We start from the raw sequence: 18,857 nt of genomic DNA, 5'->3' as shown, positions 1-18,857 counted from the left end.
TCACCTGCGCGGAAAATCGTTACGGCCCGTCACCGGTGTGCCGTTAGCCTCGGGCGCATGGACGTGCACATCACCACGCTCGCCGAGCGGCCCGGCCTCGCCGGGAAGTTGTGGCAGATGAAAGACCTCTGGCCGGAGTTCATGATGTACGACCCGGTGGGGTGGAGCCACATCGGGCGGATCGTGGCCGAGTTCCCGGAGTACGTGCTCGTCGCGACCGACGGGCCGGACGGCGAGGACGTCGTGGCGCGCGGGTTCAGCGTGCCGTTCCGGCTGGCGGAGGAGGGGCGCGGGGAGCTGCCGGACACCGGGTGGGACCAGGTGCTGCTGTGGGCGTTCTCCGACCTGCGGGCCGGGCGGACGCCGGACACGGTGAGCGCGATCGAGATCACCGTGGACACGGGCGCGCTGGGCCTCGGGGTCTCGCACCGGATGCTCGCGGCCATGCGGGACAACGCCCGCCGCCTCGGGCACACCCGGCTCGTCGCCCCGCTGCGCCCGAACGGCAAGCACCTGGAGGCCGCGGCCTCCATCCACGAGTACGCGCGGCGCACCCGCGCGTCCGACGGGCTGCCGCACGACCCGTGGCTGCGCGTGCACGTGCGCGCGGGCGGCACCGTGGTGAAGGTGGCGCCGGCCTCGATGACGATCGGCGGGTCCGTGGAGCAGTGGCGGTCCTGGACCGGGCTGCCCTTCGACACCGACGGCCCGGTCGAGGTCCCCGGCGCCCTGGTGCCGGTGCACTGCGACACCGCCCGCGGCTACGCGGTCTACGTCGAGCCCAACATATGGGTGCAGCACAGGCTCTGACCCCGCCCCTCTCGTACGGCACGCGAAAGGCGTGACGGCCACCCCCCTCCGGAGGCCGTCACGCCTTTCGCGTCCTTGCGGGCCGTGCGCGCGGGGCGCGTCAGCCGAGGTCCTTCTCGTCCACCACGTCCTTCTTCGGCGGGGCGGTGGCCGTGACCGGCTTGTCGTAGCCGGACAGCGTGATCGTGCCCGGCTCGTCGCCGCCGGTGGTGACGATCCTCAGCAGGTGCGGGCGGCCCTCGGTGGCCACGGAGAAGGTGTCCTTCTCGTTGCCCTCGTACCGCTGCGTCAGCGTCAGCGCCTTCGCTCCGCCGACCGTGGTCTCCTCGCCCTGCACCGTGCCGGCCGTGGTCTGCTCGAAGTCGGCGAGCAGCGCCTTCAGGTCGCACAGTTCGAGCATGTCCTTGGTGTCGGGGTCCTTGGCGTCGGTCTTCAGCCAGCGGCCCTTCATCTGCTTGAGCACGGCCGCCTGGACCTCGGGCGACTCGCCCTTCGCCTGCTCCTTGAGGAAGGCCTCGTCGTAGCGGAGGTAGACCGGGCCGCCGCCGGCCGGGCGGAGCAGCTCCGCGGTGCCGGTGGTGCCGATCGTCATCGTGCCCGTGCACCGGCCCTGGACGTCGGTCGAGACGAAGGCCTTGAGCGGGCCGTCGGAGGTCTTCAGGTCCAGGTCCAGGCTCAGGGACTTCGCGGCCTTCGTCTCCTTGATCGCCTTCTCCAGGATCTGCGGGCCGCTCAACTCCCCGAAGGGGCCCGAGGCCTGGGGCCCGGAGTCCGAGGAGGGCCCGCAGGCGCCCGCGCCGAGCGCGACGGCGGCGCAGAGGGTGGCGACGAGGGCGGCCCGGCGGCGGGGGCGGACGGTGGCAGACATGGTGCTTCTCCGGGGGGATCGGGGTGGTGCGGGGGTGCGTGCCGGGGGAGCGGCACGGGATGCGGGGGAGTGGGGGGTGGGGGAGGGCGGCCGGGTCAGCCGATCTTCAGGTCCCACTGCGCGGCGTCGTGGTCCAGGCCCATGGCCGGGGCGATCTCGACCGTCAGGAGCTTGGCGTCGGCGGGCGCGTCGAAGGCGAAGGTCTTGGTGGCCTTCTTGCCGGGCAGGACCGAGCCCTCGAAGGCGACGTCGAGGCCCTTGTCGCCGAGGATCATCTCCGCGTCGGCGCCGTCCTTGCCGGCCCGGGCGGTGGGCAGGGTGCCTGCGGTGTCGAAGGCCTTCTTGCCCTTGTTCTCGATGGTGACGGTGACCTTGTAGGCCTTGTTGCCCTCGGTGTGGCCGACGGCGAACTCGCCGGGCGTGAAGGTCTTGGGCGCCGAGACGGTGATCTCCAGGCCGTCGTCGTACGCGGCGGTCTCGTCGGCGGTGAGCGCCTTGGCCGCCGCGTCCTTGCCCGTGGTCTGGCCCTTGCCCTTGGCGCCCGGGGTGGCCGGGGCGGAGTCCTTGAGCGTCTTGTCGATCTCCTCCACCGCGTCGCTGACCGCCGTGAACGTGATGACCGCGCCGACCACCGAGAGGATCAGGGCCGCGAGCCCGAGGACCGCTCCGGTCACCGTCACGCCCTTGTTGTTCGCCTCGCCGCGCTTGACCCGGCCGGTGCCGACCAGGCCCAGGATCAGGGCGATCAGGCCGAGGATGCCGGCCAGCCAGAAGAAGAGCGGGACGAGCCCGGAGAGCGTGCCGATGATGCCGAGGATCAGGGCCGCGGTGCCGAGGCCGTTCCGCATGGCCACCGGAGCGGGGGCGTGCGGGAGCTGCGTGTCGTACGACATGAGTGTGTCCTCCCGGACAGTGGGTTTGTCTGGCGCGATGGATCAATGACAGCAGAGCCTGTGAACCGAGTCAACACGGTTCACGGAAAATGCGTCCGCTCACGCTGTGAAGGGTCGGCTCTTGCGTTCGTCGGTAGGATCGGCGCCACACGAGGTTCGGGGTCGCACGCCAGTCGGCGGGACGAGAGGGGTGGCAGGTGCCGGAGAGCGCAGCAGAGGTGACCGCCGCGGGGATCGCCCGCCTCGCGGGAGTCGGCCGGGCGGCCGTGAGCAACTGGCGCCGCCGGCACGCCGACTTCCCCCGGCCCGTCGGCGGCACGGAGACCAGCCCGTCCTTCGCCCTCGCCGACGTCGAGTCCTGGCTGCGCGCCCAGGGCAAGCTCGCCGAGGTCCCGCTCGGCGAGCGGGTCTGGCAGCAGGTCGCCGCCCACCCCGCCGGCGCCGTCACCGCCCTCGTGCACGCCGGCTGCGCCCTGCTCCTGGTCCGGGACCGGGCCGGCGCCTGGCCCGCCCTCGCCGCGGCGCCCGACGACCGCCTCGCCGAACTCCTCCCCGTACCCCTGGAGGAGACGCTGACCGAGCGGTTCGGCGCCGACCGCGCCGTCCGCACCCCCACCGCCGCCGACCTCGCCCCGTCCGTCCCGCTCGTGCGCGGCGCCGCCGAGCTGGCCGCCGAGAGCGGCCCCGGGGAGGCCTTCGAGTTCCTGCTCGGCCGGCACCTGGACGCCAACCCGCGGCAGTACACGCTCACCCCGCCCGGCCCGGCCGCCCTCATGGCCGCCCTCGCCGGACCAGCCGACAGCGTCCTCGACCCCGCCTGCGGCACCGGCGCCCTGCTCCGCGCCGCCGCCCCCACCGCCACGGCCCTGCACGGCCAGGACGCCGACCGCGACCTCGCCGCCCTCTGCGCGCTCCGCCTCGCGCTCGCCACCGGCCGGAGCACCGACGTGCGCGTGCTGCCCGGCGACACCCTGCGCGCCGACGCCTTCCCCGCCCTGGCCGCCGACGCCGTGCTGTGCCACCCGCCGTTCAACGAACGCAACTGGGGCCACGACGAACTCGCCTACGACCCGCGCTGGGAGTACGGCTTCCCGGCCCGCACCGAGTCCGAACTGGCCTGGGTCCAGCACGCCCTGGCCCGGGTCCGCCCCGGCGGCACCGCCGTCCTGCTCATGCCGCCCGCCGCCGCCTCCCGCCGCTCCGGCCGCCGCATCCGGGCCGACCTGCTGCGCCGGGGCGCGCTCCGCGCCGTCGTCGCCCTGCCGGCCGGCGCGGCGCCCCCGTACGGCATCCCGCTGCACCTGTGGGTGCTGCGCAGGCCCGTCCCCGGCGAACGCCCGCCGGCCGAACTGCTGCTCGTCGACACCGCCACCGAGACCGCCGCCGGGACCACCGGGACGGCCGCCCCCGGCGGCAGCGGTCGGCGGCCCGACTGGCCCGCCGTCGAGACGGCCGTGCTCGGCGCCTGGCGCCCCTTCCTCCAGGACGGCACCCTCGCCGAGACCCCCGGCGAGAGCCGCTCGGTCCCCGTCATCGAACTCCTCGACGACGACGTCGACCTGGCCCCCGCCCGCCACCTGCCGCCGCCCGCCGCCGCCGAGGGCGCCGCGCAGCTGGCCGGGGTGCGCGAGCGCCTGACCGAGACCCTGCGCCGCACCCGCGAGCTCACCCCGCCGCCCGCCGCGGACCCGGCCGGCGCCCCCGGTTCCGCCGGCCTCCCAGGACCGCACCGGACCGCGACCACCGTCGGCGAACTGGCCCGCGCGGGAGCCCTCACCCTGCACGCGGGCGGCGCCGGCTCGGCCCGCCCCGGCGCCCCCGTCCGGCTCCTCACCGACACCGACGTCCTCGCCGCCCAGCCGCCCTCCGGCACCCTGCCCGAGGCCCCGCCCGGCGAGCCCGCCGAGGACCCGGTGCTGCTCGCCGTCGGCGACGTCGTCGTCCCGGTGCTCGGCGGCGGCGCGGTCGCCCGGGTCGTCGACCCGGCCACCGCCGGCGCCGCCCTCGGGCGCAACGTGCACCTGCTGCGCCCCGACCCGGCCGCCGTCGACCCCTGGTTCCTGGCCGGCTTCCTGCGGGCCACCGCCAACAAGCGGCAGGCCAGCTCGTACGCCTCGACCGCCACCCGGCTCGACGTGCGGCGCCTCCAGCTGCCCCGGCTGCCGCTCGCCGAACAGCGGCGCTACGGCGCCCGGTTCCGCGCCCTCGCCGAGTTCGAGGAGGCCCTGCGGCTCGCCGGCCGGCTCGGCGAACAGCTCGTGCAGGGCATGTACGACGGGCTCGCGGACGGCACCGTCGCGCCCTGAACCAGGGCCCGGGCAAGGGCCGGGACAAGGCCCCGACCAGCGCCCGGACAACGGTCCGGGCGCGGTTGTGCACAACCCCTGGGTGACTGTCGGAGTCGGTGTATACGCTCGTCCCCGACAGTCGGACTTTTCAGGTCACCAGGAGCAGGAATGTACGGCCAGGGCTACCCGCCTCCCGCCGGGCCGCAGCAGCGGCCGGGCGTGCCGGCGTCGGTCATCGTGCTGCGGGTGCTGTTCGCCGTGCTGCCGCTGTTCAGCATCGGGCTGCTCACCTGGGCCACGGCGCTGCGCATCGCCCTGCTGACCCGCCGCGCGGTCGACTGGGTGCTGTTCGCCCTCTCCATCGTGCTGATCGTCGTCTGTCTGGTCCTGATGCCGGACGACGTCGAGACCACCCGGGCGGACGTCGTCGTGGCGACGATCCTGCTGAGCGCGGCCGCGTTCACCGGCTACTACCTGGCGGTCGACATCCGCCACGACCGGATACGCCTGCGCGGCCCGGTCCCGCCGCCCGCGCCCTACAACCCCTACGCCGCCACCGTGCCCCAGCAGGCGTACGGATACCCGCAGGCCCGCCCCCAGGCCCGGCCCCCGGTCCAGGCACAGCCCCAGCCCCCGGTCCAGCCCCAGCCCCCGGCGCCGGTGCGGCCCCCGCAGGTCGCCCCGTCCAGCCCCCGCATCGACCAGGTCCGCGCCGAGCTCGACGAGCTCAGCGACCTGCTCCGCAAGGACCAGGAGAGATGAACGGCCGGGTCGTCGGCGGGCGTTACGAGCTGGCCACGCTGATCGGCCAGGGCGGCATGGGCCAGGTGTGGACCGCCTACGACGGGCGGCTCGACCGCCGGGTCGCGGTCAAGCTGCTCAACCCCGCCGCCATCAGCGGCCCGGCGACCGCCGCCGACGAGCTGCGCCGCCGCTTCGTGCGCGAGTGCCGGGTGACCGCCCAGGTCGACCACCCCGGCCTGGTCACCGTCCACGACGCCGGCAGCGACGGCGACGAGCTGTACCTGGTCATGCAGTACGTCGAGGGCGCAGACCTCGCCGACCACCTCGCCGAGCACGAGCCCTACCCCTGGCCGTGGGCGGTGTCCGTGGCCGCCCAGCTGTGCGCGGTGCTCGCCGCCGTGCACGCGGTGCCGATCGTGCACCGCGACCTCAAGCCGCGGAACGTGATGGTCCGCCCCGACGGCACGGTCACCGTGCTCGACCTGGGCGTGGCGTCCGTCCTCGACAGCGACACCACCCGGCTCACCCACACCGGCTCGCCCATCGGCACGCCCGCGTACATGGCGCCCGAGCAGGCGATGGGCGGCGCCGTCGGCCCGTACACCGATCTGTACGCGCTCGGCGTGCTGCTCCACGAACTCCTCAGCGGGACAGTGCCGTTCGCCGGCTCCACCGCCCTCGGCGTGCTCCACCGCCACCTCCACGAGTCGCCGCTTCCGGTCCGCCGGATGCGGCCCGAGGTGCCCGAGGCCCTGGAGGCGCTGGTCCTGCGGCTGCTGGCCAAGGACCCGCAGGACCGCCCGTCCGGCGCCCAGGAGGTCTACGAGCTGCTGCTGCCGCTCCTGCCCGCGCCCGGTGCGGCGTCCGCCGGAGCCGCGGCCGGGCCGCTCGACCCGACCCGCCCCTTCCGCCGCCCGCACGCCCCCTGGCCCGACCGGGCGGCCGTCCCGGCCGGCGTGCCCGCCCCGCCGACCGTGCCCCCGGCGCCCGGCCGGCCCGACGTGGCCGCCGCCGTCGACGAGGTCAAGCGGCTGCTCGGCGAGGGCTCCATCACCCAGGCCGTGGACGTCCTCGGCGGCATCCTCCCGGCCGCCGCGGCCGAGCACGGCGAGCACTCGCCGGTCGTCCGCATCCTGCGCAAGCAGTACGCGACGACCCTCATGGACGACGGGCAGTACCGGCGCGCCCTGCCCGAGCTGCGCCGGCTCGCCGAGGACCGCTCGGCCGAGGCCGGCCCCTACGACCCGCAGACGCTGCGCTTCCGCTACGACGCGGCGCTGTGCCTGGAACAGCTCGGCGACCCGGCCGCCGCGCTCGCCGAGTTCCGCGCGCTCCTGCCGTACCACGAGCAGGCCGGCACCACCGACCACGAGCTGCGGCAGCGCGCCTTCGACATCCGGCACCGGATCGGCCTGCTGATGCTGGCCACCGGCGAACAGGCCGCCGCCGTGGCCCACCTCGCCACCCTCCTCTACGACGTGGAACGCGACCAGGGCCCCTACCACCCGCTCGCCGCCGACCTGCGCCGGGTCCTCGACCGTCAGCGCCAGATGGACCCGCGCAGCGCGCGTTACTAGGCGGTTTCCTTGCCGTGTCTGGCGCCATGTCTGACGGGTCGGCAGAGTCACGAGTGCGTACCGGATTGGAAAACGAATCAGAAGGGTCCGATTTGATCGTTTTGCGCTGTGTAACGTGCGCGTTCGATCATGTCCACGCCGTTCAAGGATTCCGAGATGACCACGCCTCAGCCGACCGACCCGTTCGCCGCCGCGCCCGGGCAGCCCGCGCCCCAGCCCGAGCAGAAGAAGGGCGGCCTGCTGAAGAAGATCGGTGGCTTCGTCGTCCTCGTGATCGTCGCCGTCGCCGTCAAGGTCGGCCTGCCGCACCTCACCGGTGACGCCCCGGTCCACGCCCAGGTCGGCGACTGCGTGACCGTGACCGGTCCGGAGAACGACCCGAAGGTCGACACCCAGGACTGCTCCTCCGGCAAGGCCGACCTGTTCAAGGTCGTCCAGGTGCACGACAACACCTTCGACCTGAACAAGTGCGGCGACGAGCTCTCCGCGCTCGCCCAGCAGCTGGGCTCGGACAAGTTCGTCCTCTGCCTCGACGAGGTCAAGAAGAGCTGACGTCCGTCCCGCGACGTACACGTGAGGGGCCGTTCCCGACGGGGACGGCCCCTCACGCGTGCACGGTCCGGCGCGGGCCGTAATTCGTTTGCGGGCGCCGTGGCGTCTCCCTAGCGTGGTCCGCATGTCAGCCTTCACCAGTGCCGCCCTCGGCGGCTACGGCACCGTCTTCATCCGTCTGCGCGGCGACCGGGCCCAGGCCCGCTAGCGGACGCGCGGATCCCCTCAGGCTTCACCCGTCCGCGGGCGTGCCCAGGGCCCTTCGAGACCCCATTCCTCTCGAAGACCCCGAAAGGGCAGCCGCCATGGCGAACAACTTCTCCTCCCGCAAGCACGGTTACGGGAACTTCTCGCACGACAACCGGGGCAGGTCCGTCCCCGGTGCCCAGCGCGCCCCGCGCGACCGGGCCCGCCGGACCTCCGCCGCGGAGCTTTCCGTCGACCCCGCCGCGATCGACCGGCTCGTGACGGCCGCCGCCCCGGCCGCCGACGGGCTCGTCCTCGTGCCCGCCGCCGGTGACGGCGCGCTCGTCCGCGCGCTGGCCGCTCACGGCGCCCGCGTCACGGTGTACGAGGCCGACCCGGCCGCCGCCGGGCGGCTGGCCGCGCGCACCCGTGACGAGCCCGGAATCGGCGTGGTGCGGGCCGACTTCACCAGGGCGAGGACCCCGCGCGAGCCGTTCGCGCTGGTCGCGCTCGCCCCCGACCCGGCCGCCGCGGCCTCGCTCAGCGCCTGGTGCCTGCGCGCGCCCGCCGCCCTCTCCTCGGCGACCCTGCTCGTCCCGCAGGAGTACGCGGAGGGGTACGCGGACGCGTACGCGCGGGAGCACGGGGCACGGCACGCGCAGGAGCCGGACCGGCGGCCGGAGTTCGGCGTCGCGGTCCACCCCGCCGGCCTGCCGGGCCGCGCGATCCTGCGCCTCGACCGGCGCTGACGGCCGGGCCCCGCACCCCCGCCGGACCGCGTGTCCGGCGGGGACGCGGTCCGGCGTGCGAAGATCCACCGCGTGACCGACTCCCGCCTGCGCTTCCGGCTCGCCGCCGAACCCGACCTGGCCACCCTCGTGCGCCTCCGCGACGACGCCGCCCGCTGGATGCTGGCGCGCGGCGTCACCGGCCAGTGGCGGCCGGGGGAGCTGGACGAGGAACACTTCCGGCGCGTGGCGGCCGGGGGCGGCGAGGTGTGGATCGCGGAGGCGGACCGGGAGGTCGTCGGGGGCTGGGAGCTGTGGTGGCAGGACGAGGCCGCGTGGGGCGTCCAGCCGCCCGTGGCCGGATACGTGCACCGGCTGATGGTCGACCGCGCCACCGCCGCCCCCGGCACCGGCCGGCTCCTGCTGGCGGCGGCCGAGCGCCGGGTCGCCGAGGCCGGTCGCGCCTTCGTCCGCCTCGACTGCCTCGCCGGCAACGAGGCCCTGAACGCCTACTACCGGGACGCCGGGTACCGCGCCGTCGGCCACAAGGAGGGCAAGCCCCAGCCGGGCGGCGCCCCCAAGTCGTTCACGCTGCGGGAGAAGCGGGTCGGCTGACGGCGCCGCCGCCCGGTCCCGGGCGCCGGGACCCGGCGAGATCCGGAAGGGACGGCCTGGGGCCCGTCCGGGACGGATCGAGTTCGGACGGGCCCTAATTGCCTCGACACCGGTCCCGGTGATCGGGGAGGCTTCGCGCGATGACCAGAATCGACGACATGCCGACCGCGTGGGACGAGCGCACCCAGCTCACCACGTTCCTCGACTACGCCCGTGACACCGTCCGCGCCAAGTGCGAGGGCCTCTCCGCGGAGAACGCCCGCAAGGCGATCCTGCCGGGCTCGCCCCTGATGACCGTGAGCGGAGTGGTCAACCACCTCCGCTGGGTCGAGTACCACTGGTTCCGGGTGGTCTTCCTCGGCGAGGAGGACCAGGGACCCTGGACCGACGAGGACCCCGACCGCGAGATGCGCATCGCCGTCGACTTCCCGCTCCACCAGCTCCTCGACGAGTACGCCGAGGAGTCCGCCCGGCACCGCGAACTCGTCGCCGCGCACGCCCTGGACACCCCGGCCAAGCGCACCATCCGCGACGGCGCCACGGTCGACCTGCGCTGGATCCTGCTCCACCTCACCGAGGAGACGGCCCGTCACAACGGGCACCTGGACATCATCCGCGAGCTGCTCGACGGCGCGACCGGGTACTGACCACCCCACCCTCACCACCCGTGTGCCCCTCCGCCGTCCTGCGGCGAAGGGGCACGCGGGCGTTCGGGGGCGTGCGGCTCAGGCGAACTGGCCGACCTTGTAGTCGCCGCCCGGGATCTGGAGCAGGACGTTCATCCGGTTGAAGGCGTTGATCAGGGCGATCAGACCGACCAGACCGAGCAGCTGCTCCTCGTCGTAGTACTTGGCGGCGTTCTGCCAGACGTCGTCCGGGATGCCCGTGCCGTCCGCGATGCGGGTGCCCAGCTCGGCCAGTTCGAGCGCGGCCCGCTCGGCGTCGGTGAACACGGTGGCCTCGCGCCAGGCGCCGACCATGATCAGCCGCTGGGTGGTCTCGCCGGTCGCCTCGGCCTCCTTGGTGTGCATGTCGAGGCAGAAGGCGCAGCCGTTGATCTGGCTCGCCCGGATCTTCACCAGCTCCTGGGTCAGGACCGGCACGCCGGACGCCGTCACGGCGTTGCCGGCGGCGGAGAGGTGCTTGATGAGCTTGCCGGCGGTCGGGCTGGTGAAGGGGTTGAGGCGGGGTTCCATGATGGGCTCCTTTGTGCCGTTCTCATCGTCGCTACACCCCTATGACGAGACGGCCGGAGCACGTGTGACAGCCTCCGATGTGACCTGCGCCACATCCTCCTGAGGGGTTCGCCGGCGCCTTCGTCCGCCCAGGACCCACCCGGCGAGGACCAGCAGCGACACCCCTGCCCCGGCCAGACCGAGGCGCAGCCCCGGAGGGCGGAAGGCGCAGCTCACCTCGGTGCGGCCGGCGGTCACCGGGACGGCGACGAGGCCGCCGTACGAGCCGGCTCCCCGGCCGTCGCAGCGCCAGCCGGGGATCGCCGGCGCCGACAGCACGAGGGTGCCGGTGGTGCCGGGGCGGAGGGTCGCGCGGAAGCCGGTGTCGGTGACGTGTAGGGCGGTCGGGGCCGAGGCGCGCAGAGCGGCGACGGCGGTGTCCAGGCGGGCGCGGTCCAGGCAGGCGACCTCGCCCCCGGCGGGGATCCGCGGCTTCAGACCCGGCACCTGCTGGACGCCCAGGGAGACCAGGGCGGCCCGCCACTTCGGCAGCCGGCCGCGCATCCGGACCGTGCGGTCGCCGAGCGCGGCCGTGCCCGTGTGGTTCGGGGCCCACAGGAAGACCTCGGTGCCGACCCGGCAGGCACCGGCGGCCGGCGGCTCGTACACCCGGGCGCCCAGCAGGAGTTCCTGGTTGCGGAAGGGGGAGGGGCCGTAGACCGGGGGCGGGCCCGGGGGCCGGACGGTCACCAGGGGCGCCGCCGGGCCCGTGCGCACCGGCTCTCCGTCCCGCAGGCGCGCGCCGACCGCGAACAGGGCGTCCGTGACCGGGTTGTCGAGGCTCTGCAGATTGCGCCCGCGGGAGGTCCAGCCGGCGCCGAGCGCCGCCATGGTGCGGGTGAGGACGTCGGGCGTGAGGCTGCTGTAGTAGGAGCCGCCCTGGCCGCCGAGCATCATCGGCTCGTTGCCGGTGGTCTGCGGCCGGCCGGAGTCCACGCGGTACGCGGGCCAGCCGTCGGCCCGGTCGAGCGCCTCGGCCCGCCGGGTGTCGACGGCGCTCCACGGCGGGTAGTCGTCGAGCCGCCGCAGCCGCTCCTTGTCGCCCCAGGCCGTGGTCGCGGCGGCCTGCGCCACCAGGACGGCGGCCAGCAGCGGCAGGGCGAGGCGCCGGTGCCGTACCAGCACGACCGCGAGGCCCGCCGCGAACAGCGCCCAGCCCCACGGCGTCGCCTCCGCGCTGCCCAGCGCGGCGAGCGCCGGCAGCCCGACGACCGCGACGCCGCCGAGCAGCGCCCGCCGGTCCGGCGGGCCGTCGGCGACCGCCGCCCAGGCCGCGATGACGAGGACGCCCGCGAGGACGAAGGTCTGCCGGTACGGGCTGCCGTTCGGGGTCGCGAAGACGTGCCACACCAGGTGCGTCGGCCCGAACTGGAAGGACAGCGCGACCCCCGCCACCACCGCCGGCCACCGCCACGCGCGCCGGAAGAGCTGCGAGGCGGCGAGCACCGGGACCGCCGTGCACACGAACAGGGCCGGGGTGGAGAAGCCGTACGTGGCGGGCATCAGGCGCGCCGCGAGGTCCGCGCCGCCGGCCGGCACGAAGTCCCGGACGACGCCGGGGTACGCGTACCGCGTCCCCAGGAACACCGGCACCAGCACCGGCGCCGCGAGGCCGACGCCGAGGAGCACGGTCAGGGCCCCGCGCAGGACCACCCGCCACCGCGGGGCGGTCACGATCAGCACCAGGGCCGCGCCGAGGGTCGCCATGTAGGCGGTGTAGAAGTTGGCGGTCCAGCAGACCGCGACGACCAGCGGGCCGAGCAGCGGCCGCCGCCCCTCCCGTACCCACACGCCGACCAGGCACAGCAGCGGGAACGAGATCAGGCCGTCCATCCACATCGGGTTGTAGACGGCCTCCAGGATCGCCCAGCCGCACAGGCCGTAGGCAGCGCCGAGCAGCCCCGGCGCCCACCACGGCGTGCGCTCCCCGGCCGGCGGCCGGAGCCGGGGCAGCAGGAAGGCCATGGCGGCGGCGGCCGTCGCCGCCTTCAGGAGGGTGATCGCGTACAGCGCGTACGCCAGACCGGCCCGCGGGAACAGTGCCACCAGCGGGGCGAACGGGCTGGTCAGATAGGTGGCCAGGTCGGGCAGGAAGCTGGTCCCCCAGCCGGACTGCCAGTTGAGCAGCAGCCCGCCGTCGGCCCGCCCGTGCAGCAGGTCCCACAGGCGCGCGTGGAAGGGCAGGAACTGGTTGCCCAGGTCGTTGACGCTGCGCCGGTGGTGCCCGAAGGGGAAGGTGGTGGCGACGGCGTCCCCGGCGCACACGGCGAGGACGGTGAGCAGCGCCGCGAGGCCCGGGGCGCCCGCGCGCCCGCGCCCGCGACCGCGCCCGGAACCGCGCAAGGTTTTTGCGTCCGGCCTTCTGTTGGGCCTTCCGTCCGGCCTTCCGGCTTTGGCCGTGATTCTGTTCCTGGTGTTCATCGTGCTGTCGAATATGACAGGGCAGATCATGAAATCGTCCCCGGCGCCGGGCAGTTCACGCAATGGTCGCCTCGGCGTCACCGGTGGAATCCGGCGGCGACATCCGGACCGGTTGTGGTGTGGACCGTGCTGCTCTCGATCGTGGTCCCGTGCTTCAACGAAGAAGAGATCATCGGTCGCTTCCATGACCAGGTGACGGCCGAACTCTCCCGTTTCGACGGGGAATTCGAGATCGTGTACGTGGACGACGGAAGCCGTGACCGAACGCTGCCCCTCCTCGCGGAGATCGCCGCCGGCGACCCGAGGGCGCGGTACGTCTCCTTCAGCCGCAACTTCGGCAAGGAGGCCGCCATGCTGGCCGGTCTCCAGCACGCGGCCGGCGACGCCGTCGTGATCATGGACGCCGACCTCCAGCACCCGCCGGAGCTCGTGCACCGCATGCTGGCGCTGCACACCGAGGGATACGACCAGGTCATCGCCCGGCGCACGCGCACCGGCGACCGGGTCACCCGCACGCTCACCGCCCGCGCCTACTACTGGGCGATCAACCGCCTGGTCGACGTCGAGCTGGTCGACGGCGTCGGCGACTTCCGGCTGCTGTCCCGCCGCACGGTCGACGCCATTCTCCAGCTGACCGAATACAACCGTTTCTCGAAGGGCCTGTTCGACTGGGTCGGATTCAAGTCGACCACCTTCGAGTACGAGAACGCGGTGCGCGAGCAGGGGCGCTCGAAATGGACGTTCGGAAAACTGCTCAACTACGGCCTCGACGGCCTTCTCTCCTTCAACAACAAACCGCTCCGGGCCGCCGTCTATCTCGGGATGGTGCTGGTCGCCGTGGCATTCGCGTACGCCGCCTGGATCGTCGGTGTCGCCCTGGTGAACGGCGTGGACACCCCCGGTTATGTCACCCTGCTCGTGACGGTCACGGCGCTGGCCGGCGTCCAGATGGTGATGCTCGGCCTGGTCGGCGAATACGTCGGCCGCATCTACTACGAGGTGAAGCGGCGCCCGCACTACCTGGTGAAGGCGACCAACACGCGCGTCCCCGCACCCCGCGAGGACCGGAGGGACGAGGAGCTCCTGCGCCGATGACGGCGAAGAACACCGCCGGGCAGCTGTTGCGCTTCGGCCTGGTCGGAGTCGTCAACACCGGTACGTACTACGGGATCTACCTGCTCCTGGGGAGGTGGCTGCCCTACATCGCCGCCCATGTCCTCGCCTTCGCGCTGTCCATGGTCGGCTCCTTCTTCCTCACCTCCCACTTCACCTACCGCACCCGCCCCACCTGGCGGAAGTTCCTGCTCTTCCCGCTGACCAACGCGGCGAACTTCACCGTCACCACCGTCGGCGTCTACGTCCTGGTCGACCTGGCCGGCGTCGACAGCCGGTGGGCGCCGCTGCTCGCCGCCGCGGCCGCGATCCCCGTCACCTTCGTCCTCTCCCGGACGATCATGCTGGGACCCGACACCACCCGAACACGTGAGTCGTTGACCGATTCGACCGAGACAGTCGCCGCCAAGTAGTGGCCCGGGCCACGACGACTGCCTACCATCGATCACCGCACGGTCGTCCCACTGACGCACGACCCACGCCGGGAGGCTCCTTTGCACCGCCGCACTGCGCTCTCCGTCTCCGCCGCCGCGCTGCTCGCCGCGGCCCCGCTGCTCACCGCCTGCGGCAACGACGCCCATCCGGGGGCGGCGGCCGTCGTCGGCGGCCAGCGGATCGAGGTCTCCAGCCTCCAGGCCCAGGTCGAGGACGTGCGCACGGCCCAGCAGGCCTCGCCGAACGCCGAGCAGCTGATCCGCGAGACCGGCGACCTCAGCCGCCAGAAGCTGCACGACATGATCTTCGACCGGGTGGCCCGGAAGGTCGGCGAGGACAACGGCGTCACCGTCACCCGCGCCGAGGTCCAGCAGGCCCGCGCCGACTTCGTGCGGCAGAGCGGCGGCGAGCAGCAGATGACGGCCGCGCTGCTCCAGCAGCGCGGGGTGGCACCCGACCAGATCGACGACGTGGCCCGCCGCGCCGTCCTCATGAACAAGATCGCGTCCAAGCTCGGGATCACCAACACCCCCGAGGGCCAGAAGAAGCTGACCGAGGCCTTCAGCCGGGCCTCCAAGGCGCTGGAGATCGACGTGAACCCGCGCTTCGGCACCTGGGACGACGAGAAGATCCAGCTCGGCACGTACACGGCGCCGTGGGTGCGGCAGATCACCAAGCCGGCCGCCGCGGAGGCCGGGGCCTGAGCGGGGGCCGCCCCGCGCGGAGGGGTAGGTTCGAGGGGTGAACGCTGAGAACCCCGGTCGCATCGTCCTGCTCACCGCCAGCCACCGCGTCGCGCCGGGCCTGCTGTCCTGGCCGGCCTGGCAGGCGCTGCACGGGGCGGACCGGGTGCTGTGCCCGGACGCGGACCACCCCCAGCTGCCCTATCTGAAGGAGGCCGGGGTCGCCGTCGAGGTGCTGCGGCCGACCGCCGGGGAACTGGTCGAGGCCTGCGCCGGCGGCCGCACGGTCCTCGTGCTGCCCTCCGGCGAGGGCGACCAGGCCCTCACCGACGGGCTCGCCCGGCTCGCCGGCTCCGGCCGGGTCGCCATGCCCGACCTGGAGCTGCTGCCCGGCTCGTACGACCTGCCCGGCGCCCGGCTGCTCGACCTCGTCCAGGTCATGGACCGGATCCGCCGCGCCTGCCCCTGGTCCTCCCGGCAGACCCACCGCGGCCTCGCGAAGTACGCCGTCGAGGAGGCCTACGAGCTGGTCGAGGCCATCGAGGACGAGGACCGCGAGGCGCTGCGCGAGGAGCTCGGCGACGTGCTGCTCCAGGTGGTGTTCCACGCCCGGATCGCGGAGGAGGACACCGAGGAGCCCTTCTCGGTGGACGACGTGGCCGCGACGATCGTGGCGAAGCTGATCCACCGGCACCCGCACGTCTTCGGCGACGCGACCGCCGAGACCCCGGAGGAGGTCAAGGAGCACTGGCTGCGGATGAAGGCGGCGGAGAAGCGGCGCGACTCGGTCACCGACGGCGTCCCCCTCGGCCAGCCGGGCCTCGCGCTCGCCGCCAAGCTCGCGGGCCGGGTCCGCACCGCCAGGCTCGACGTCCCGCTCCCCACCGGTGAGGGCATCGGTTACGAGCTGCTCGCCCTGGCCGTACGGGCCGAGGCCGCCGGGGTCGACCCGGAGGCGGCCCTGCGCGCGGCCGGGCGTCTCTACCGCGACGCGATCCGCGCGGCGGAGGGCCTGGACGGGGCCTGAGGCCCCGGCGGGTCCCGGTCAGTCCTCGCGCGGGGCGCGGGCGTCCGGGTTGTGCCAGTGCAGCTGCGGGGGCTCGATCAGCCACTCCGCGCGGCTGCCGGGCCGGGTCCGGAAGCGGCCGACGGCCGGCAGCCGGTCGTGGAAGATGCGCACCGGATCGGTGCCCAGCCCGGTCAGCGCCTCCGCGACCTCGTCGAGCAGTCCGGGCGGCCCGGCCAGATAGACGTCGTGGGCGGGCCAGTTCACGGCCGCCCGCAGGGCCTGCACCAGCCGCTCGGTGGCCTGGTCGCGGGGGCGGCCGGGGGCCGCGGTGATGTAGGTGGCGCGCAGCCCGGGGATCAGCCCGCACAGGCGTTCCGCCTCGGCCCGCCCGTACAGGTACTCCTTGGCCCGGGCGACCACGAACAGGCGCCCCTCCAGCTCGGGTTCGTCCCGCGCGGCCTCTTCGAGCAGGGCCCGCACCGGCGCCCAGCCGGTGCCGCCGGCTATGTAGGTGCGGGGCTTGCCCGGCGGGGTGCGGGCGGTCAGCGCGCCGCCCGGTGCGCTCAGCCGGACCGTCTCGCCGACCCGCAGCCGCTCGGTCAGGGCGGTGCTCATCAGCCCGCCCCGGATCCGGCTCACGTGCAGGTCGAGCGTGCCGTCCGGGCGGGGCGCGTTCGCGAGCGAGTAGGTGCGCCAGACCCGCGGCAGATGCAGGGTGCTGAGGCTCACGTACTGCCCGGGGAGGTACGGATAGGGGCGGCGCGGGCGCAGGGTGAGCAGCGTCAGGTCCGCCCCGTACCGCTCGTGGCGCACCACGTCCGCGTCCCACCAGGCCGGCTCGCCGCCCGCCGCGGACTCCTCGGCGCCGGCCTGCATGAGGTCGGCCACCCGCCCGTACGCCTCGGTCCAGGCCTTCTCGGCCTCGGGCGTCCAGGCGGCGCCGGCGGCGTGCCCGAAGGCGGCCAGCAGGCTGGCGCCGACCTGGGCGTAGAGCGCGGGCGTGGCCAGGAACTTGCGGTGGTCCCGGCCCAGCTGCCCGAGGTAGTGCGCGAGCCCCGGGTCCTCCAGGTGCGTCACCACATGCGTGAGCGCGGCGAAGAGCCGGTCCCGCTGCGGTGCCAGGTCCTCGGGGAACAGCGCGCGCATGCCCGGGTTGTGCCAGAAGAGGTGCGCGTAGAAGAAGGTGACGGCGTGCTCGGCCCGCCTCTCGACGACCGAGAACACACTTCTGAGCAACTGGGCATCCACGCGGTGAATCTAAGCCACGGAGTGTCACCGCACGGGTGGACTTCGTCATTCTCCGGCGGGACCGGGCCCTGGTGTGTCAGCTTCGGAAGAAGTCCCCGCCGGGTGCTCCGGTCGGGTCGCCGCGCGGCGGGCCGGTTACGGTCGGGGCATGCACCAGCAGTCGTCGACCTCCGCCCCCGAGCTCTTCACCTGGGAGTTCGCCACCGATCCGTACCCGGCGTACGCCTGGCTGCGCGAGCACGCGCCCGTGCACAAGGCGACGCTGCCCAGTGGGGTCGACGCCTGGCTGGTGACCCGGTACGCGGACGCCCGGCAGGCGCTGGCCGACCAGCGGCTGTCGAAGAATCCGGCGCACCACGACGAGCCGGCGCACGCCAAGGGGAAGACGGGGATCCCGGGCGAGCGCAAGGCCGAGCTGATGACGCACCTGCTCAACATCGACCCGCCGGACCACACCCGGCTGCGCCGGCTGGTGTCGAAGGCGTTCACGCCGCGCCGGGTCGCGGAGTTCGCGCCGCGGGTGCAGGAGCTCACCGACCGTCTGATCGACGGCTTCGCGGAGCGGGGGAGCGCCGACCTCATCCACGAGTTCGCCTTCCCGCTGCCCATCTACGCGATCTGCGACCTGCTCGGCGTGCCCGCCGAGGACCAGGACGACTTCCGGGACTGGGCCGGGATGATGATCCGGCACGGCGGCGGGCCGCGCGGCGGGGTGGCGCGCTCGGTCAAGAAGATGCGGGGCTATCTCGCCGAGCTCATCCACAAGAAGAGGGAAGGCCTGCGGCAGGACGGGGCCGACGACCTGATCTCCGGACTGATCAAGGCCTCCGACCACGGCGAGCACCTCACCGAGAACGAGGCCGCCGCCATGGCCTTCATCCTCCTCTTCGCCGGCTTCGAGACCACCGTCAACCTCATCGGCAACGGCGTCTACGCGCTGCTGCGCAACCCCGGGCAGCGGGCCAGGCTCCAGGAGTCGATCGCGGCGGGCGAGACCGGGCTCCTGGAGACCGGGATCGAGGAGCTGCTCCGGTACGACGGGCCGGTGGAGCTCGCGACCTGGCGGTTCGCCACCGAGGCGCTCACCATCGGCGGGCAGGACATCCCGGCCGGCGACCCGGTCCTGGTGGTGCTCGCGGCCGCCGACCGCGATCCGGCGCGCTTCGAGGCGCCGGACACCCTGGATCTGGCGCGCCGTGACAACCAGCACCTCGGGTACGGGCACGGCATCCACTACTGCCTGGGCGCCCCGCTGGCCCGCCTGGAGGGGCAGACGGCGCTGGCGACCCTGCTGACTCGCCTGCCGGACCTGCGACTCGGGGCCGATCCGGCCGAACTCCGGTGGCGCGGCGGGCTCATCATGCGTGGCCTGCGCACGCTTCCGGTCGCGTTCAGCGCTTCCCACAAAACGTCCGCGAACTGACGGGGCGTCAATGCTGTGATCTTCGCGTG

18 protein-coding genes are annotated in these 18,857 nt (G+C 74.0%); 13 read left to right on the top strand and 5 right to left on the bottom strand.

What is annotated here, in order from left to right; all coding sequences use genetic code 11:
- The first annotated feature begins 57 nt into the window (after positions 1-57).
- A complete protein-coding gene (locus tag ACIGW2_RS31110; protein ID WP_399847326.1) occupies positions 58-810 on the top strand; it encodes an N-acetyltransferase in 753 nt (250 codons plus the stop codon).
- Positions 811-910: 100 nt separating this feature from the next.
- Here the strand turns inward: ACIGW2_RS31110 and ACIGW2_RS31105 are convergent, their stop codons facing one another.
- Together ACIGW2_RS31105 and ACIGW2_RS31100 are read right to left on the bottom strand one after the other, a co-directional pair.
- Positions 911-1,678, bottom strand: coding sequence for a hypothetical protein (locus tag ACIGW2_RS31105; protein ID WP_391654603.1), 768 nt, complete (start codon positions 1,676-1,678; stop codon positions 911-913).
- A 95-nt stretch (positions 1,679-1,773) separates the two neighbouring features.
- Positions 1,774-2,571 carry a DUF4352 domain-containing protein gene (locus ACIGW2_RS31100; protein WP_391654602.1) on the bottom strand — a complete coding sequence of 266 codons (798 nt, stop codon included), beginning with the start codon at positions 2,569-2,571 and terminating at the stop codon, positions 1,774-1,776.
- A gap of 197 nt (positions 2,572-2,768) precedes the next feature.
- Here ACIGW2_RS31100 and ACIGW2_RS31095 point away from each other — a divergent pair, with 197 nt between their 5' ends.
- The 7 genes from ACIGW2_RS31095 (at position 2,769) to ACIGW2_RS31065 (ending at position 9,908) form a co-directional block, all read left to right on the top strand.
- Positions 2,769-4,877, top strand: coding sequence for an N-6 DNA methylase (locus tag ACIGW2_RS31095; RefSeq protein ID WP_399847323.1), 2,109 nt, complete (start codon positions 2,769-2,771; stop codon positions 4,875-4,877).
- A 150-nt stretch (positions 4,878-5,027) separates the two neighbouring features.
- Entirely contained in the window at positions 5,028-5,621 is a 594-nt protein-coding gene (locus ACIGW2_RS31090) for a hypothetical protein (protein WP_399847320.1), read from the top strand.
- On the top strand, positions 5,618-7,180 hold the full coding sequence (locus ACIGW2_RS31085) for a protein kinase (RefSeq protein ID WP_391654599.1): 1,563 nt from the start codon (positions 5,618-5,620) through the stop codon (positions 7,178-7,180). Before ACIGW2_RS31090 ends, ACIGW2_RS31085 begins: the two co-directional genes overlap by 4 nt.
- 156 nt (positions 7,181-7,336) lie before the next feature.
- Positions 7,337-7,732 carry a hypothetical protein gene (locus ACIGW2_RS31080; protein ID WP_391654597.1) on the top strand — a complete coding sequence of 132 codons (396 nt, stop codon included), beginning with the start codon at positions 7,337-7,339 and terminating at the stop codon, positions 7,730-7,732.
- Positions 7,733-8,037: 305 nt separating this feature from the next.
- A complete protein-coding gene (locus ACIGW2_RS31075) occupies positions 8,038-8,667 on the top strand; it encodes an rRNA adenine N-6-methyltransferase family protein (RefSeq protein ID WP_391654596.1) in 630 nt (209 codons plus the stop codon).
- 72 nt (positions 8,668-8,739) lie between these two features.
- Complete coding sequence (locus ACIGW2_RS31070) at positions 8,740-9,261, top strand: GNAT family N-acetyltransferase (protein WP_356067430.1); 522 nt, start codon at positions 8,740-8,742, stop codon at positions 9,259-9,261.
- A 140-nt stretch (positions 9,262-9,401) separates the two neighbouring features.
- A complete protein-coding gene (locus tag ACIGW2_RS31065) occupies positions 9,402-9,908 on the top strand; it encodes a DinB family protein (RefSeq protein WP_391654594.1) in 507 nt (168 codons plus the stop codon).
- Between the two features lie 78 nt (positions 9,909-9,986).
- On the opposite strand, the gene ACIGW2_RS31060 is transcribed toward ACIGW2_RS31065, so the two are convergent.
- Together ACIGW2_RS31060 and ACIGW2_RS31055 are read right to left on the bottom strand one after the other, a co-directional pair.
- A complete protein-coding gene (locus ACIGW2_RS31060) occupies positions 9,987-10,457 on the bottom strand; it encodes a carboxymuconolactone decarboxylase family protein (RefSeq protein WP_399847317.1) in 471 nt (156 codons plus the stop codon).
- A 39-nt stretch (positions 10,458-10,496) separates the two neighbouring features.
- The gene (locus ACIGW2_RS31055; RefSeq protein WP_399847314.1) at positions 10,497-12,917 is read right to left on the bottom strand and encodes a YfhO family protein; all 2,421 of its coding nucleotides are present in this window, start codon (positions 12,915-12,917) and stop codon (positions 10,497-10,499) included.
- A 126-nt stretch (positions 12,918-13,043) separates the two neighbouring features.
- Here ACIGW2_RS31055 and ACIGW2_RS31050 point away from each other — a divergent pair, with 126 nt between their 5' ends.
- The 4 genes from ACIGW2_RS31050 to ACIGW2_RS31035 all read left to right on the top strand — a co-directional run bounded on the left by ACIGW2_RS31050 (position 13,044) and on the right by ACIGW2_RS31035 (position 16,175).
- Entirely contained in the window at positions 13,044-14,012 is a 969-nt protein-coding gene (locus ACIGW2_RS31050; RefSeq protein WP_399847313.1) for a glycosyltransferase family 2 protein, read from the top strand.
- Positions 14,009-14,443, top strand: coding sequence for a GtrA family protein (locus tag ACIGW2_RS31045; protein WP_361585671.1), 435 nt, complete (start codon positions 14,009-14,011; stop codon positions 14,441-14,443). The genes ACIGW2_RS31050 and ACIGW2_RS31045 overlap by 4 nt, the downstream gene beginning before the upstream one ends.
- A gap of 81 nt (positions 14,444-14,524) precedes the next feature.
- Positions 14,525-15,169: a SurA N-terminal domain-containing protein gene (locus tag ACIGW2_RS31040; protein ID WP_399847310.1), complete on the top strand. Its 645-nt coding sequence runs from the start codon at positions 14,525-14,527 to the stop codon at positions 15,167-15,169.
- A gap of 37 nt (positions 15,170-15,206) precedes the next feature.
- Positions 15,207-16,175 carry a nucleoside triphosphate pyrophosphohydrolase gene (locus tag ACIGW2_RS31035; RefSeq protein ID WP_399847306.1) on the top strand — a complete coding sequence of 323 codons (969 nt, stop codon included), beginning with the start codon at positions 15,207-15,209 and terminating at the stop codon, positions 16,173-16,175.
- Positions 16,176-16,193: 18 nt separating this feature from the next.
- On the opposite strand, the gene ACIGW2_RS31030 is transcribed toward ACIGW2_RS31035, so the two are convergent.
- Positions 16,194-17,405, bottom strand: a complete 1,212-nt coding sequence (locus ACIGW2_RS31030; RefSeq protein WP_391654589.1) for a globin domain-containing protein — start codon at positions 17,403-17,405, stop codon at positions 16,194-16,196.
- 148 nt (positions 17,406-17,553) lie between these two features.
- On the opposite strand from ACIGW2_RS31030, the gene ACIGW2_RS31025 reads away from it, so the two are divergent.
- Positions 17,554-18,828 carry a cytochrome P450 gene (locus ACIGW2_RS31025; protein WP_391654587.1) on the top strand — a complete coding sequence of 425 codons (1,275 nt, stop codon included), beginning with the start codon at positions 17,554-17,556 and terminating at the stop codon, positions 18,826-18,828.
- The last annotated feature ends 29 nt before the right edge of the window (positions 18,829-18,857 follow it).

The sequence above is a fragment of the Streptomyces sp. NPDC053541 genome (genome assembly GCF_044544705.1).
In the GTDB taxonomy this organism is placed as follows: domain Bacteria; phylum Actinomycetota; class Actinomycetes; order Streptomycetales; family Streptomycetaceae; genus Streptomyces.
This window is presented reverse-complemented; position numbering and strand designations above follow the sequence as displayed.